Annotated in this window: 14 protein-coding genes; 11 read left to right on the top strand and 3 right to left on the bottom strand. The window is 70.7% G+C overall.

Annotated elements, in window-relative coordinates; genetic code table 11:
* The first annotated feature begins 9 nt into the window (after positions 1–9).
* The gene (mgrA, locus tag LF262_RS06820; protein ID WP_235779537.1) at positions 10–1041 is read left to right on the top strand and encodes an L-glyceraldehyde 3-phosphate reductase; all 1032 of its coding nucleotides are present in this window, start codon (positions 10–12) and stop codon (positions 1039–1041) included.
* Here the strand turns inward: mgrA and LF262_RS06815 are convergent.
* The 3 genes from LF262_RS06815 to LF262_RS06805 are packed head-to-tail and all read right to left on the bottom strand — an operon-like array spanning position 1010 to position 5695.
* Positions 1010–3289 (bottom strand): MMPL family transporter, encoded by a 2280-nt coding sequence (locus LF262_RS06815; protein ID WP_235779536.1) that lies wholly within the window; start codon positions 3287–3289, stop codon positions 1010–1012. The two genes, mgrA and LF262_RS06815, sit on opposite strands and share 32 nt — an antisense overlap.
* The gene (locus tag LF262_RS06810; RefSeq protein ID WP_235779535.1) at positions 3279–4826 is read right to left on the bottom strand and encodes an SDR family oxidoreductase; all 1548 of its coding nucleotides are present in this window, start codon (positions 4824–4826) and stop codon (positions 3279–3281) included. The genes LF262_RS06815 and LF262_RS06810 overlap by 11 nt, the downstream gene beginning before the upstream one ends.
* The gene (locus tag LF262_RS06805) at positions 4823–5695 is read right to left on the bottom strand and encodes a TspO-related membrane protein (RefSeq protein WP_235779534.1); all 873 of its coding nucleotides are present in this window, start codon (positions 5693–5695) and stop codon (positions 4823–4825) included. The genes LF262_RS06810 and LF262_RS06805 overlap by 4 nt, the downstream gene beginning before the upstream one ends.
* Positions 5696–5796: 101 nt before the next feature.
* Between LF262_RS06805 and LF262_RS06800 the strand changes: the two genes are divergently transcribed.
* The 10 genes from LF262_RS06800 to LF262_RS06755 all read left to right on the top strand — a co-directional run bounded on the left by LF262_RS06800 (position 5797) and on the right by LF262_RS06755 (position 14780).
* Positions 5797–6903 (top strand): polyprenyl synthetase family protein, encoded by a 1107-nt coding sequence (locus LF262_RS06800; RefSeq protein WP_235779533.1) that lies wholly within the window; start codon positions 5797–5799, stop codon positions 6901–6903.
* A 1-nt stretch (position 6904) separates the two neighbouring features.
* Entirely contained in the window at positions 6905–7834 is a 930-nt protein-coding gene (locus LF262_RS06795; protein WP_235779532.1) for a phytoene/squalene synthase family protein, read from the top strand.
* Positions 7831–9609: a phytoene desaturase family protein gene (gene crtI / locus LF262_RS06790; RefSeq protein WP_372462747.1), complete on the top strand. Its 1779-nt coding sequence runs from the start codon at positions 7831–7833 to the stop codon at positions 9607–9609. Before LF262_RS06795 ends, crtI begins: the two co-directional genes overlap by 4 nt.
* The gene (locus tag LF262_RS06785) at positions 9597–9935 is read left to right on the top strand and encodes a lycopene cyclase domain-containing protein (protein ID WP_235779531.1); all 339 of its coding nucleotides are present in this window, start codon (positions 9597–9599) and stop codon (positions 9933–9935) included. The genes crtI and LF262_RS06785 overlap by 13 nt, the downstream gene beginning before the upstream one ends.
* Entirely contained in the window at positions 9932–10375 is a 444-nt protein-coding gene (locus tag LF262_RS06780) for a lycopene cyclase domain-containing protein (protein ID WP_235779530.1), read from the top strand. The genes LF262_RS06785 and LF262_RS06780 overlap by 4 nt, the downstream gene beginning before the upstream one ends.
* Positions 10372–11286, top strand: coding sequence for a prenyltransferase (locus tag LF262_RS06775; RefSeq protein ID WP_235779529.1), 915 nt, complete (start codon positions 10372–10374; stop codon positions 11284–11286). The genes LF262_RS06780 and LF262_RS06775 overlap by 4 nt, the downstream gene beginning before the upstream one ends.
* Positions 11283–12779: a cryptochrome/photolyase family protein gene (locus tag LF262_RS06770; protein ID WP_235779528.1), complete on the top strand. Its 1497-nt coding sequence runs from the start codon at positions 11283–11285 to the stop codon at positions 12777–12779. The genes LF262_RS06775 and LF262_RS06770 overlap by 4 nt, the downstream gene beginning before the upstream one ends.
* 10 nt (positions 12780–12789) lie before the next feature.
* Positions 12790–13404, top strand: coding sequence for a MarR family winged helix-turn-helix transcriptional regulator (locus LF262_RS17090; protein WP_235779527.1), 615 nt, complete (start codon positions 12790–12792; stop codon positions 13402–13404).
* A 212-nt stretch (positions 13405–13616) separates the two neighbouring features.
* Positions 13617–14516 (top strand): ribonuclease Z, encoded by a 900-nt coding sequence (locus LF262_RS06760; RefSeq protein WP_235779526.1) that lies wholly within the window; start codon positions 13617–13619, stop codon positions 14514–14516.
* Between the two features lie 15 nt (positions 14517–14531).
* The gene (locus LF262_RS06755) at positions 14532–14780 is read left to right on the top strand and encodes a hypothetical protein (protein ID WP_235779525.1); all 249 of its coding nucleotides are present in this window, start codon (positions 14532–14534) and stop codon (positions 14778–14780) included.
* The last annotated feature ends 174 nt before the right edge of the window (positions 14781–14954 follow it).

Below are 14954 nucleotides of genomic sequence, written 5' to 3'. Positions count from 1 at the left end.
GCTGTGGGGATGACCTATACGGCAGCCGAGAACCGCTACGACACCATGGAGTACCGCTTCACAGGCAGGAGCGGGCTCAAGCTGCCCGCCCTCTCGCTCGGGATGTGGCAGAACTTCGGCAAGGACCGGCCGAAGGAGACCCAGCGGGCCATCCTTCGAAGGGCGTTCGACCGCGGCGTCACCCACTTCGACCTCGCGAACAACTACGGCCCGCCCTACGGCCGCGCCGAAGAGAACATGGGCCGCTACCTGAAGGATGACTTCGCACCGTACCGGGATGAGCTCATCATCTCCACCAAGGCCGGGTGGGACATGTGGCCCGGCCCCTACGGACAGGGCGGCGGGTCCCGCAAGTACGTGCTGGCGAGCATCGACCAGTCCCTCAAACGGCTCGGCCTCGACTACGTGGACATCTTCTACAGCCACCGGTTCGATCCGGAGACACCTATCGAGGAGACCATGATGGCCCTCGACGCCGCAGTCCGCTCCGGCCGGGCGCTGTATGTGGGGATCTCGTCCTATTCGGCGGCGAAGACCCGCGAGGCGGCCGAGATCGCCCGGGACCTGGGCACGCCGCTGCTCATCCACCAGCCCTCCTACTCGATGCTGAACCGGTGGATCGAGGCCGACCTCCTCGACGAGCTGGCCGCGCAGGGCATGGGGTGCATCGTCTTCACGGCCCTCGCCCAGGGAGTCCTCACCGACCGCTACCTCAGGGGCATCCCCGAGGACTCGCGCGCCGCCCGGGAGGGCTCCACGATCAAGTCCGACCACCTCGACGAGCGCACGCTGGACCACGTCCGCGAGCTCAACCGCATCGCCCAGAGCCGCGGTCAGAAGCTCGCCCAGCTCGCCCTCCAGTGGGCACTGCGGGACCCGCGCGTGACGTCCGCGGTCATCGGGGCCTCCTCCGTCGAGCAGCTCGACACCAACCTCGACGCGCTCGCGGGGCCGCCCCTCACGGTGGCGGAGCTGAACGTCATCGACCAGCACGCCGTCGATTCCGGCGTCAACCTCTGGGCGAAGCAGACTGCCGAGTGAGGCTCGCCCCGGACCGCGGTGAGGGGTCATGTCCCTGGGGTGAGGGGTCATGTCCCTGGGGTGAGGGGTCATGTCCCTGCGATGCCAGGCGGGACGGCCACCAGATCGCACGGCCGAGGTCGTAGGCCACGGCCGGGACGAGCAGGGACCTCACCACCACGGTGTCCAGGAGCACGCCGAACGCCACGATGAACGCGATCTGCACGAGGAACAGGATGGGGATGACGCCCAGCGCGGCGAACGTCGCCGCGAGGACGACGCCCGCAGACGTGATCACCCCTCCGGTCAGGGCGAGGCCCCGCAGGATCCCGGGCCGCGTGCCGTGGGCGAGCGACTCCTCCCGCACCCGGGTCATGAGGAAGATGTTGTAGTCCACGCCCAGGGCCACGAGGAACACGAAACCGAACAAGGGTACCGTCGCATCGGCCCCGGGGAACCCGAAGGCGTTATTGAACACGAGCGCGGAGACCCCGAGGGCGGCGGCGTACGAGAGCACCACGGACCCGATGAGGATCAGCGGCGCCACGAGCGAGCGCAGCAGCAGGATCAGCACCAGGAGGATCACCCCGAGGACTAACGGGATGATCTTGCGCAGGTCGGTCTGCGCGGTCACGTTCGTGTCCAGGGCAATTGCGGTCACTCCGCCCACGAGCGCGCCGGGGTCGGCGGCGTCCAGCGAGGAGCGGAGGTCCGTCACCGTGCGCTCGGCCTCGGGGGAGTCGGGCTGATTCGCGAGCACGGCGTTGATGAGCACCCGCCCGTCGCGCACGACGGCGCCGCTCGCCGGAGCGCCCGGGGCGCCGGGTCCGGGACGCGCGGCCCCGGTGTACACGGCCGCGGAAGCAATCCCGGGCGTCTCCTGGACCTTCTTCAGGACCGCATCAGCAGTGCTCTCAGAGGCCACGATCGCCAGAGGGCTGCCCGAGCCGGCGTCGAAGTGCCTCGCGAGGGTCTTCTGGCCGGCCACGGAGTCCGTGGCAGTGAGGACGAGCTGCGTCTGCTCGACTCCGTTGGCCTTGAGCTGGGGCAGGCCGGCCACTCCGAGGACGAGCAGCACAAGCGCCGCGACCCACGTGATCCGCGGTCGGCGGGAGATGAGCGTCCCGACACGGCGCCACACTCCACGGACTCCCTCGAGGCCACTCGCGCCGTTGGCGGAGTCGGCGGCCCACGCGCTCGGTGCGGTGTGCCGCGCAGGTGAGTGCGCGGCGTCGTGCGCGGGCCGCAGGGGCCAGAACGCAGACCGTCCGAAGAGCACGAGCAGGGCGGGCAGCAACGTGAGCGAGGACAGCAGGGAGAAGCCGATGCCCACAGCGGCGATCGGGCCTAGGCTCCGATTCGAGTTCAGGTCTGAGAAGAGGAGGCACAGGAGGGCGAGGATCACGGTCGCCCCCGAGGCGAGGATGGGTTCGAAGGCCGCCCGCCAGGCGCGGCGCATCGCCTCCCACCGAGACTCGACGGTATGGAGGGCCTCACGGTAGCGGGCCACGAGGAGCAGGGCGTAGTCGGTCGCGGCGCCGATCACGAGGATCGACAGGATGCCCTGGCTCTGCCCATTGAGGGTGATCCATCCCGCGCGCGCCAGCCAGTACACCGCGAGGACAGCCCCGCACAGGGCGGCGACCGCGGCGAAGAGGACCACGAACGGCAGGACAACCGAACGGTAGACGAGGGCAAGGATCACGAAGACTGCGCCGCCCGCCACGAGCAGCAGGATCCCATCGATCCCTCCGAAGGCCGAGACGAGGTCTGCCGTCAGCCCAGCCGGTCCCGTCACGTAGGCCCTCATCCCGTCGGGCACCCCGGCGGCCGCATTGCGCAACGAGGCGACGACGGCCCGCAACCGCCCGCTGTCCGCGATCGGGACCACGAATTGCGCAGCGAGTCCATCCTTCGAGGGGATTGGCCCTGCGACACTCGACGCCGCCCCTGCCGGGGGCGCAGCCACCCCTTCGACCGCACTCAGCTTCCCCGAGAGGGTGCCCAAGGCCGCAAGATCTGACGGGTTGAGTGGCGAGTCCTTCTCCACGACCACGAGCGCAGGAATCGCGTTCGATGCGGTGAACTTCTCCTGCCAGGCCCTTACCTCAGTCGATTCCGCGCTTGCTGGCAGGAACGATGCCTGGTCATTGCTCGAGACCGAGGAGAGCTTGCCGAAGGTGGGTCCGCCGAAGCCGCTCAGCGCGAACCATACGGCCACGAGGCCCACGGGGAGCAGCCATCGGACCCATCGCGCCCTACGAGTCATGGGTGGTGTTCCTCTGCGTTCTGGGCGCTGGGCGCCGGGCTGCGTCCGTGCGTGGTTGCCCGGGGGTGGCTTTCAGGTCTGTCTCGGCTCTGGCGGCGATACGCGAGGCCATGGTGCTGAAGATGATCCCGTGGAACGGCAGCACGGCGAGCCAGTACAGCCGGCCGGCGAGCCCCTGGGGGACGAACACGGCACGCTGGGCGTAGACGCTGCCCCCACGCCGGGGCTCCACGGTCATCTCGAGCCACGCGCGTCCCGGGACGAGCATCTCCGCCCGCAGGCGCAGGAGTCGCCCCGGTTCGAGCGCCTCCACCCTCCACCAGTCCAGGGCCTCACCGAGCTGCAGCCGGTGTGGATTCCGGCGGCCCCGCCGCAGGCCGACCCCACCCGCGAGCTTATCGATCCAGCCCCGCACGCCCCACGCCAGGGGAAGCGAGTACCAGCCGTTCTCCCCGCCGATCCCCTCCACGACGGACCACAGCCGCTCAGGCGAGGCGGAACTCTCCGTAGTGCGCAGGTCGGTGAATACGGTCCCGCCAGACCAGTCGGGGTCGCTCGGCAGCGGGTCGCTGGGAGCGTCCAAGGGTGAGGAGCTGGCCCACGTCGTCTCGACCTCGCCCCGCTCGATCTTGCCCAGCGCAAGCTCGACTGCCCTCTGGTAGCCCGTAAGACCGTCGGGGGGCCGCGGTACGAATTCGTCGATGCCGTGCTCGCGCACCACGCAGTCGTTCTGCAGCGACTCCACGAGGGGGATCGCCAAGGCCCGGGGGATCGGCGTGACGAGGTTGACCCACTGTGCCGCGAGCCACGGCGTGAGGACGGGCAGGGCCAGGATGACCGGCTCGCGCAGCCCCTTGGCGCGCGCATAGCCGCGCATCATGTCCGCGTACGTGAGGACGTCCGGCCCGCCAATGTCGAAGGCCCGGTTGACGTTGGCCGGGAGGTCCGCGGCGGCTTCCAGATAGTGCAGCGCGTCCCGCACTGCGATGGGCTGGACCCGGTTGAGCACCCAGTGAGGAGCGGGCATCACAGGCAGGACGTCGGTGAGGTGCCGGACCATCTCGAAGCTCGCGGAGCCCGAGCCGATCACGAGCCCGGCCTGGAGGACGGCGGTGGGGACCCCCGACTCCATGAGGATGCGCCCGACTTCTGCCCGGGAGGCCAAGTGGCGGCTGAGGCCTGCGCCGGGGTTGAGGCCGCTGAGGTAGATGATCCGCTGCACTGCGGCCTCCTGGGCGGCTGCCGAGAGTGTTTCGGCGCACGCACGCTCCCGGGCGGCAAAGTCCTCGTCACCGCGTGCGCCCATCGAGTGCACGAGGTAGTAGACCACCTCCGCCCCGTCGCAGAGTGAGCTCGCCGCATCGGCGTCGTCGAGACTGCCGACGACCACCTCGACGTCGCGCCCCCACGGCACATCGCGGAGCTTCGCGGCGTCCCGCGTCAGGACGCGGACGCGGTGGCCCGCGGCGAGGAGCCGCGGCACGAGCCGGCCCCCGATGTATCCGGTGGCGCCTGTGACGCTGATGACGCGGCTCACGCGTGGGCCTCGCGCGAGGACGTCCGCAGGCGGAGGCGGGGGCGCCGGAGTCCGAGAGCCCCGGCACCGAGCACCACGACGGCGGCGGCCGCCGCTGCCGCCCCCACTGACGGCATCTCGAGAGGCCCGGCAATGCGGCCCGCCGCGATCCACGCCAGCCCCCACGCTATTCCAAGGGGAGGGACCCAGTGGCCTCGGACGCCGAGGGCGAGCCCGAGCGCGGTTGCCGCCGCGAGCACGACGACGGCCAACGCCTCCGCGGGCAGCGCGCCGGGGAGGACGGGGGCCGGGTCGCCGGGACGGACGCCGAGGGCCCACCCGAGCAGCGCTGCGAGATTCGCCATCGTCGCAACGCTGATCCATCCCAGATAGAGCCCGAACGTGCCATCCGAGAGGAGGGCCTCTGCCCCTGACCCTGCGGGAGAAGAGCGGTGCAGGACGACCATGCGGCACAGGACTGCGAGCAGGACGAGCATGACTGCGAGGGTGGCCGGCAGCGCAATGGCCGGAACCGGGATCTGGGACGCCCACAGCCACGCGGCGTTGAGCAGCATCGACGCTGCGGCCCACGGCCGGACTCTGCGTTGGCGCTCGCTGGCGCGTGCGGCTGCCAGCGGCTGCCAGATGGCATATGCGAGCAGGCCCGCGTAGATGACGCTCCACACTGCGAAGGCGGCTGCGGCAGGAGCGACCGGCGTCGCAGTGGCCGAGAGGTAGCCACCGCCGGTGTCCTGGACACGGGTTCCCCCGAAGGCGCCGCTGCCGAAAGTGGCCAGAACGAGTGCAGCCACAGCTGCGAAGGCCGTCAGCGCCGCCGGTATCAAATGCCGGCGACGTGCGGCTTCGGGCCGGACGTCGGAATGTTCCATCGCTGACTCTCCCTAGGGCCTTTACTTCCACACCGTTCTCGACGATCATAAATCTCGATAAGCGAGACATCAAGAAAACGAGAATCCTGAAGGAGGACCTCGTGCGAACAGCCACCCGAAGCCCCGAGAGGCCCACACCTGACACCACCGGCGAGCCCATGACGTGGGAAGGGGTGGCGGCAGAGACGGAGAAGGTGCTCGCCGACGCGGTGAACTCCTTCCGGACTACGGCGGCGACCCCGGGCCTCGCACTCCTGTGGGAACGGATAGGCGAGGGCCTGGCCGGAGGGAAACGCCTCCGGCCCCAGCTCACCTTCCATGCCTACGCAGCCTTCGGGGGCCACGACGCCACTGCCTGTGCGACTCTAGGGGCCGCCCTCGAGCTCCTCCATGGCGCGCTCGTGGTGCACGACGATGTCATTGACCGGGACTTCGTGCGCCGTGGTCGTCCCAATGTGGCGGGGCTCTACCGAGACGACGCCGCGGCGCGCGGGCGGAGTGATGCTGAGGCGCGGCATCTCGGCGCCTCGGTGGCAGTCATCGCCGGCGACCTTCTCCTCGCCGCGGCCTTCCGCCTCGCCGACCGGGTCAGTGACGATCCGGGCATCCGCGATCGGATCAGCGGCGTCATGCACGCGGCGGTTGCCGACGCAGCCGCGGGGGAGCTCGATGATGTCCTGATGGCCCATGACTCCGAGCGCACCCTCGAGGACGTCCTTGAGATGGAGCAGCTCAAGACCGCCGCCTATTCGTTCGCCGCCCCCCTCCGGCTCGGCGCGATCCTCGCGGAAGCGCCCTCCGGCCGCGCCGAGGCCGTGGCGCGGGTCGGGATGCTCGTAGGAACCGCGTACCAGGTCATCGATGACGTTCTCGGCACGTTCGGCGACGAGGAGCAGACCGGCAAGCCTGCCACGTCCGATCTACGCGAGGGCAAACTCACCGTGCTGACCGCGTACGCGCGAAAGAACCCGGACGTTGAGCGGCTCCTTGCGCCAGTCACCGAGGAACTGGACGAGCCGGGTGGGGCGGGTGAAGTCGAGCGCGTCCGTGCAGCACTTCAGGGCGCCGGTGCGGACGCCTACGCGCTCACCCTCGCGCACTCGATGGTTGCGGACGCACTCGAGGAGGCGGGGCGGTCCGAACTCCCGCCGGCCCTGCGCTCCGAGCTGACCCGGATCTGCAACCACGTCCTCCACCGGGAGCGCTGACATGGGCACACGGCAGGGCTCCCCGCTCGAGCGCTACTCCGGTATGGCAATGGCGGGCGCCGCAGTCGTCATCCGCCGCTACTCGACGTCATTCGGGCTCGCGTGCCGTCTGCTCGGGCCGCAGAAGCGAGCGGACATCGAGAATCTGTACGCCCTCGTGCGCATCGCGGACGAGGCGGTGGACGGCGCCGCCGCGGAAGCCGGGCTCTCTGTCGACGCCGTCCTCGCCCAGCTCGGGCGACTCGAGGAGGAGGCGATGGCTGCCCTCGCAGCCGGGTACAGCACCAACCCGGTGGTCCACGCGTTCGCCCTTACAGCCAGGCGCGCAGGGATCGGCGCCGACCTCATCGAACCGTTCTTCGCCTCGATGCGCCGCGACTGCGACCCCCGCGCACATTCCGAGGACTCCCTCGGCGCCTACATCTACGGCTCGGCCGAGGTGGTTGGACTCATGTGCCTGCGCGTGTTCCTCACGGGGCTCACCGTCCTCCCCGCCGAGAGCGCCGTGCTCGAGGAGTCCGCGCGACGGCTCGGAGCCGCGTTCCAGAAGGTCAACTTCCTCCGAGACCTCGGGCAGGACGGCGAGGAGCTCGGGCGCCGCTACTTTCCGGGCGTCGAGCCCAGCAGCATCACTGAGGAGCAGAAAGGCATCCTCTTGGCGGACCTCCAGACGGACCTCGATGCCGCGCTTCCCGGCCTCCGCCTGCTTCCCGGGACCTCCCGCCGGGCGGTCGCCCTCGCCCACGCCCTCTTCTCTGAGCTCGCCGCCCGGATCGCCGCGTGTCCCACGGAGGTCCTCGTCACTACCCGGATCAGGGTCCCCACCCACGTCAAGCTGCGTCTTGCGGCCGGCGTGCTGGCTGGCGCCGGGCCGGCGTTTGCGCACGACGGCGCGCGGTCGGCTGCGGGGTTCGAGGGGAGGGCGGCATGAACCGGCCCGAGTGGAGGCGGCGCGAGCGGATGGTGGGCAGGCCGCGGCCATCGCGCACTGTCGTCGTCATCGGCGGAGGCATCTCCGGGCTCGCCACGGCAGGGCTTCTGGCCCGGGACGGGTATGCGGTGCGGCTCCTCGAGCAGAACGACGTCCTCGGCGGCCGCGCGGGCCGCTGGGAGTCAGAGGGCTTCGCCTTCGACACAGGGCCCTCGTGGTACCTCATGCCCGAGGTGATCGACCACTGGTTCCGGCTCATGGGCTCGAGCGCACAGCAGGAATTGCGGCTGTCCCGTCTCGACCCGGCGTACCGGGTCTACTTCGAGGGGCAGGCCGCGCCCGTGGACGTGCCCGAGGGACGGGCGGGTGCGGAGGCCCTCTTCGAGTCGCTGCGGCCCGGCTCCGGCGCCGCCCTCGGAACGTACCTCGATGAGGCCGAGGAGGCATACGGCGTCGCGCTCGAGCACTTCCTCTATGACGACTTCCGCAGCCTCCGAGGCCTCACCCGCCCCGCAGTACTCCGCCGAGGTGCCCGGCTCGCCGCGCTGCTCGCGCAGTCTCTGCACGAGCGCGTCGAGCGGCGCTTTGCGGACCCGCGACAGCAGCAGATCCTCGGCTACCCGGCCGTGTTCCTGGGGACCACCCCCTACCGGGCGCCGGCGCTCTATCAGCTGATGAGCCACCTCGACCTGACCCAGGGCGTCCTCTACCCTCAGGGCGGGTTCGCGGCGCTGGTCGATGCCATGGAGCGGCTTGCCCGCGCGGCGGGGGTACGGATCCACACGGGCGCCCGCGCCACGCAGATCGTCACCGGGCCGGCCCCCGGCGGTCCACGGGTCGAGGGGGTCGTCTGGACCGACCGCATGGGGCACGAGCACCGAACGGGAGTCTCGACGGTCGTCGGCGCCGCAGACCTGCACCACCTTGAGACGGAGCTCCTTCCCGAGGGCCTCCGGACCCACTCCGAGCGGTCGTGGAATCGTCGCGATCCGGGCCCGGGGGCCGTGCTGGCGTGCCTCGGCGTACGCGGACGGTTGCCGCAGCTCGCCCACCACACGCTCTTCTTCGCGCGAGACTGGCAGGACAACTTTGCCCGCATCGGTGACGGCCGCAGCCCAGGGGACCCCACGTCGATCTATGTGTCCCGAACGAGCGCGACCGATCCGGGCACCGCGCCCGCCGGAGACGAGAACCTTTTTGTCCTCGTACCCACCGCTGCGGCGCCATCATGGGGTCGCGGGGGCGTGGGCGGGGCCGGGGCTCCCGCCGTCGAGTCCGTCGCAGACGCCGCCATCCGCCAGGTGTCGGCATGGGCCGGCGTCCCTGATTTGGTCAACCGAATTGCTGTCCGCCGAACCTACGGCCCAGCTGACTTCGAGCACGACGTCAATGCGTGGCGCGGGGGAGCGCTCGGGCTGGCCCACACCCTCCGGCAGAGTGCTTTCCTCCGCCCGGGCAACGCGAGCTCCAAGGTCTCCGGGCTGCTCTACGCGGGTGCCTCGGTGCGACCCGGGATCGGGGTGCCGATGTGCCTCATCAGCGCGGAGCTCGTGCTCAAGCGTGTCCGAGGCGAACGCCGGCCTGGACCAGTGGGGCCACCCGTTGTTCCTGTACGGGTGCCCGCGCTGGCCGGACCAGCCTCGGCTCCACGGGCCCTTGACGAGGCGCACATGGCGGGTGAGCACACGCGGACCCGGAGAGGTGGGCGCGGCACGTCCCCGGACGTCCTGGCGGATGAGTCCCACATGCCTGAAGGGGTGCCATGGCCTACCTGATCGCCCTGCTGGTCTCTGCCTCGGGGGTCGCCGTCCTCGATGCGCGCTTCCGGCTCGCGTTCGGACGCGATCCGCGCGCTGCGGCCCTCACGGTCGCCGCGGGGACGGCCTTCTTCCTCGCGTGGGACGCCGCGGCGATCGCCGCAGGCATCTTTGAGCACCGCGCGTCGCCGCTCACGACTGGACTGATGCTCGGGCCCGAGATGCCGGTCGAGGAGCCCGTCTTCCTCGCCTTCTTCTCCTACACCGCGCTCGTGCTCTACAGCGGCGCCAGGCGTGTCCTCGTCCGGCGCCCCGCGACCCGGGCGGCAAAGGAGTCGGCATGAGCTATCTGGCCCTTGACGTCGTATTCCTCGCGGCGGCGATCGCTCTCACAGTGCTCGCGTCCATGCGGCGCCGGACACAGCCCACCACTCCCCAGGGTCTTCAGCGCGGCCAGCGGCTCCGGCCCGTACCGATTCTCGTCAGCGGCCTGGTCCTTGTGGCGCTCACGGCGGTGTTCGACAACGCCATGATCGCCAGCGGACTCTTCGGCTATGCTCCCCACGCCCTCAGTGGGATCGCGCTCGGCCTCGTCCCGGTCGAGGACGTCGCCTACCCGGTCGCGGCGGCATTCCTGATCCCGGCCCTGTGGCACCGGCTCGCACGGCATGACGATGACGCTGGTGACCGACACGGTGGGCTGGACACCCGTGACGGAATGCCCGTTCGGAAGCACCCGGCGAGGCGCGCGATGAGGCGCTCGGCAAGTGGGTCGCGCCCGTGACCGCCGCCTCGCTCCCCACCCATGCCGGGCCCGCCGCCGGGCTGGCCCGGGCACTCCTGATCTCCTCCCGGCCGCTGTCCTGGGTGAACACGGCCTATCCGTTCGCAGCGGCGTACCTCCTCGCCGCCGGGGCAGTGGACTGGAGGCTCGCGGTCGGCACGTTGTTCTTCCTCGTGCCCTACAACCTCGCCATGTACGGCACCAACGACGTCTTCGACTATGCGTCCGACGTCCTCAATCCCCGCAAGGGCGGGGCCGAGGGGGCCGTGCTGCCGCCGCCGTTGCACCGTGCCGCGCTCGCGTGGGCGTGGGGCGGGTGCGTGCCGTTCGTCGTCGTGCTCGTCGCTGCCGGCCCGCCGGCGAGCTGGGGGGTGCTCGCGGTCTCGCTCTTCGCCGTCGCGGCGTACAGCGTCCCGGGGCTGCGATTCAAGGAGCGCCCGGTTCTGGACTCTGTCACGTCCAGCACCCACTTCGTCTCACCCGCCGTGTATGGGATGGCGCTTGCAGGCGGGGCGGCGACGCCGATCGCCCTCGCCGTCCTCGGGGCCTTCTTCCTGTGGGGGATGGCGAGCCACGCGTTCGGGGCGGTGCAGGACATCGGCCCGGATCGCGAGGCCGGCATTGGCTCGATCGCGACCCTCTTCGGGGCGCGGGCCACCGTCCGGCTGGCCGTGGCAGGCTACCTCGTGGCGGGCGTGCTCCTTCTGGCACTCGCGGGCGGGGCGTCCGGACCGGCCCGCTTCGCGGCAGTCCTCGCCCTCCCGTACGCTGCCAGCTCGGCCGTGTTCTGGAACGTCACCGATGACGACGCGGGGCGCACCCGCTCAGGATGGCGCCGCTTCCTCTGGCTCAACTACGTGACGGGATTCCTCGTCACGCTCCTGCTCATCTCCGTATGGATGCTTCCATGACCCAACCCAGCAGCCGCACCGGCGCCACCTCCCTCGTGTGGTTCCGGGACGATCTCCGTGTCCGCGACAACCCGGCGTTGCGCGCTGCCCAGGCCCGCGGGCGGGTGGTGGCCCTGTACGTCCTCGACGAGGAGTCGCCCGGGATCCGCCCCATCGGCGGTGCGGCCCGATGGTGGCTCCACCACGCCCTCGAGGAGCTCGCGGCATCGCTCGGGCAGCTCGGCGTGCCGCTCGTCCTCCGGCGCGGCCCAGCCGCCCGTGTGGTGCCCGAGGTCGCCGAAGAGTGCCGCGCAGGCTTCGTGGCGTGGAACCGGCGCTACGGGGGGCCGGAACGGCGGGCGGATGCGGCGGTGAAAGCGCTCGTCAGCAGGTCAGGCCGCGAGCCGGAGAGCTTCCACGCCTCGCTCCTGCACGAGCCGTGGGACGTCCTGACCCAGCAGGGCACCCACTACAAGGTCTTTACCCCCTTCTGGAAGGAGCTCTCGAGGCGCGACCACCGCCATCCGCTGCCCCCGCCGGAGCGCCAGCGAGCGGTGCCGGAACGCGTCCCGGCGAGCGATGATCTCGCCACGTGGCATCTGTTGCCCCACGACCCGGACTGGTCCGCGCCGCTGGCCGAGGCGTGGGTCCCAGGGGAGGAGGCTGGGCTCGCCGTCCTGGCTGACTTCCTCGGCCCCGACACCGCCGAGAGCGCGCTTGCCGAATACCCTGAGGCCCGGGACCTTCCCGGGCGTCCCGGCACGAGCCGCCTCTCGCCCTACCTGCGGTGGGGGCACGTGAGCCCCTTCCAGGTCTGGCATGCCGTAGCCGAACGGCGGCGCGCGGCCCCCGAGGGCAGCGCCGTGTTCGCCTCCGAGCTCGGGTGGCGGGAGTTCGCCTGGCACACGCTGTACCACCGCCCCAACCTGGCCACCGAGAACCTCCGCCCCGAGTTCGATGACTACCCCTGGTGGCTTCCCCGCGCAGGGCACGGTGCGGTGCACGACGCCGACCGGCGCCGCCCGCAGGAGGAGGCACCCGCCGTCGTGCGGGGAGAGCGGGAGGCGCGGCGCCTGCTTGAGGCGTGGAGGCGGGGGCGGACCGGGTTCCCGCTCGTGGATGCGGGCCAACGTCAACTGTGGGCCACCGGCTGGATGCACAACCGGGTCCGGATGGCCTCGGCGAGCCTGCTCGTGAAGAACCTCGGCATTCACTGGCGGGTCGGCGAGGAGTGGTTCTGGGACACGCTCGTGGATGCGGACGCCGCGAACAACCCGTTCAACTGGCAGTGGGTCGCGGGATCCGGGGCGGACGCGGCGCCGTTCTTCCGGATCTTCAACCCCCGCACCCAGCAGAAGAAGTTCGACCCGGACGGAACCTATGTTCGGGCCTGGATCCCCGAGCTGGGGGGCGGCGGGTACCCGGAGGAATGCGTCGACCTGACCGAGACGCGCACCCTCGCGCTCGCTGAGTACAAGGCACTCGGTCAGGCTGAAGGGAGGAGGCGAGCTTAGAATGTCCAGCGTGCACCACCCGAGCCACCCCGAGGGGATCCCTGTGCCCCGGGAGCCGGAGACGGGAGCTCCCATTGGTCCACCCGACATCGCTTGGTCGGAGGACGTCCGCTTCGAGCCCGAGGGGGCGGATGATCCAGCGCGAAGCGCGCTGCGCTCATCCCCGGGCTTCGAGTTGTTGTTCCTCCTGCAGAGGTTCACCAATGAAGCCGACCGCTACGCCGAGACAGTTCGGCGCATGCATGGACTCGCCCGAAACGACGTCCACGCACTCAACGCCGTCATGGAGGCCGAGCGGCAGGGCGAGACGGCAACCCCGGGGGCGCTCCGCGAGCGGCTCGTGCTGAGCTCTGCGGCGATGACCTCCGTGATCGACAGGCTCGAAGCGTCCGGGCACCTCGAGCGGAGGCATTCGCTCGAGGACAGGCGCCAGATCGAGGTGAGCCCCACGCCCAGTGCCCGCGAGACGGGGCGCGAGATGTTCGACCCGATGGTCCAGCACATGCTGCCAGTTCTCGCGGAGTACACGCCCGAGCAGCTATGGCTCGTGACAGGGATGATCAACCGGCTCACACAGGCGATCACCGAAGCCCGCATCGATGCAGCGCACGGGCAGGCGCACTAGGCCGCATCAATCCCCCGCCCAACGCGTGGTCGCCTTTCCGCAACGAGGGGTCACCTCTCCGCGTTGCGGGGTCACATCCCTGAGATGCGGAGCCGGTTTCCTGCCGTGGCTTCGTGCACGCGCTCCTCGGCGGACTCCTCCCGCGCGGCTGCACGCTGCTGTAGCCGCTGTGCAGCAGCCCAGCTGCATCGCGCTGGGACATACTGAGCAGCATGCGCGAACTCGTGGTGCTCGGCACCGCCTCGCAGGTTCCGACTCGGGCTCGGAACCACAACGGCTATCTCCTGCTGTGGGACGGTGAGGGCCTCCTGTTCGACCCGGGCGAGGGGACCCATCGCCAGATGGTCTACGCCGGGGTCGCCGCCACGCATGTGACTCGCATCTGCCTCACCCACATGCACGGGGACCACTGCTACGGGCTCCCCGGCGTGCTCTCGCGCATGTCTCTCGACCGTGTGGAGCATCCGGTCTTCCTTCACTATCCCGCCTCCGGGGAGGCAATGGTCCGGGCGCTCGTGGCCATCTCGTCCCCGGGCCTGGACCTGCGCCTCGTGCCGCATGGTGCTCCGGGGGCGGTTGCCGACGGACTCGAGGTGGGCCCGCTGCGCCACCGGATCGAGGCCTACGGGTACCGGCTCGCCGAGCCGGACGGACGGACGATCATCCCCGAGCGCCTCGCCGAGGCCGGGATCGCGGGGCCGGATGTCGGGCGGCTCCAGCGCGAAGGGCGCCTTGGGCAGGTGACGCTCGACGACGTGAGCGTCGCCCGCCGCGGGCAACGCTTCGCGTTCGTCATGGACACCGCGCCCTGCTCCGGCGCTGACGAGCTCGCGGAGGACGCGGACCTCTTGGTCACCGAGTGCACCTTCAGCGACGACGACGCGTCGCTCGCCGAGCAGTACCTTCACCTCACCGCGGGGCAGGCGGGGGAGATCGCGGGCCGCGCCCGGGCGCGGAACCTCGTGCTCACACACTTCTCGGCCCGCTATACCGAGGTGGGCGAGCTGGAACGGCAGGCACAGCGGCGGGCGGGCGGCGCCGTCGTGCGCGCCGCGGATGATCTGGACCGAGTCGGGTTGCCGCGGCGGCGCGGGTGGCAGGTGTCGGGATAGGTTCCGGGCGGGGAGGTGTTCAGCGCGGGGCTGCGTATCGACAGCCTTCCGAGGGATGGGATCCGCCCTGTTGCGCCTGTGGACGTTGCGCAGTGGCGGGCTGGGGGCCTCGCTCCGCGCCTGGTCGGCTTCGTTGAGCACGACGGCGCGGGGTTCCGGGCCGACGTTGAGCTCCGGCTGTATCGGGGGGACCATCCCTTCGCGCTGCTGCACGGAAGCATGAAGGGCCTCTGCGCCGTGACGGAGGAGATGTGGACCGTGTGACGGTGACCGGGGGAGCGTCCGATCCCACGGCGACTGCGGCGGCGGCGCTGAAGGACCTTGAGCATGTGCTGGGCGCGCTGTGACGGTCTCACGCACTGTAAGCGTGGTGGCGGCTAGGCCCGCTACGGCGCGCGGCCGACGTCGTCCGTTATTTTCTGTCGCTCCCCGGGTATG

Source organism: Sinomonas notoginsengisoli (assembly GCF_021554725.1).
Classification (GTDB): Bacteria; Actinomycetota; Actinomycetes; order Actinomycetales; family Micrococcaceae; genus Sinomonas; species Sinomonas notoginsengisoli.
Note: the sequence above shows the minus strand (reverse complement) of the source record. Positions and strands in the feature narration are given on the sequence as shown.

Coding starts and splice junctions, on each gene's coding strand:
- mgrA (WP_235779537.1), top strand. CDS start 10: ATGACCTATACGGCAGCCGAGAACCGCTACGACACCATGGAGTACCGC.
- LF262_RS06815 (WP_235779536.1), bottom strand. CDS start 3,289: ATGACTCGTAGGGCGCGATGGGTCCGATGGCTGCTCCCCGTGGGCCTC.
- LF262_RS06805 (WP_235779534.1), bottom strand. CDS start 5,695: ATGGAACATTCCGACGTCCGGCCCGAAGCCGCACGTCGCCGGCATTTG.
- LF262_RS06795 (WP_235779532.1), top strand. CDS start 6,905: ATGGGCACACGGCAGGGCTCCCCGCTCGAGCGCTACTCCGGTATGGCA.
- crtI (WP_372462747.1), top strand. CDS start 7,831: ATGAACCGGCCCGAGTGGAGGCGGCGCGAGCGGATGGTGGGCAGGCCG.
- LF262_RS06785 (WP_235779531.1), top strand. CDS start 9,597: ATGGCCTACCTGATCGCCCTGCTGGTCTCTGCCTCGGGGGTCGCCGTC.
- LF262_RS06780 (WP_235779530.1), top strand. CDS start 9,932: ATGAGCTATCTGGCCCTTGACGTCGTATTCCTCGCGGCGGCGATCGCT.
- LF262_RS06770 (WP_235779528.1), top strand. CDS start 11,283: ATGACCCAACCCAGCAGCCGCACCGGCGCCACCTCCCTCGTGTGGTTC.
- LF262_RS06760 (WP_235779526.1), top strand. CDS start 13,617: ATGCGCGAACTCGTGGTGCTCGGCACCGCCTCGCAGGTTCCGACTCGG.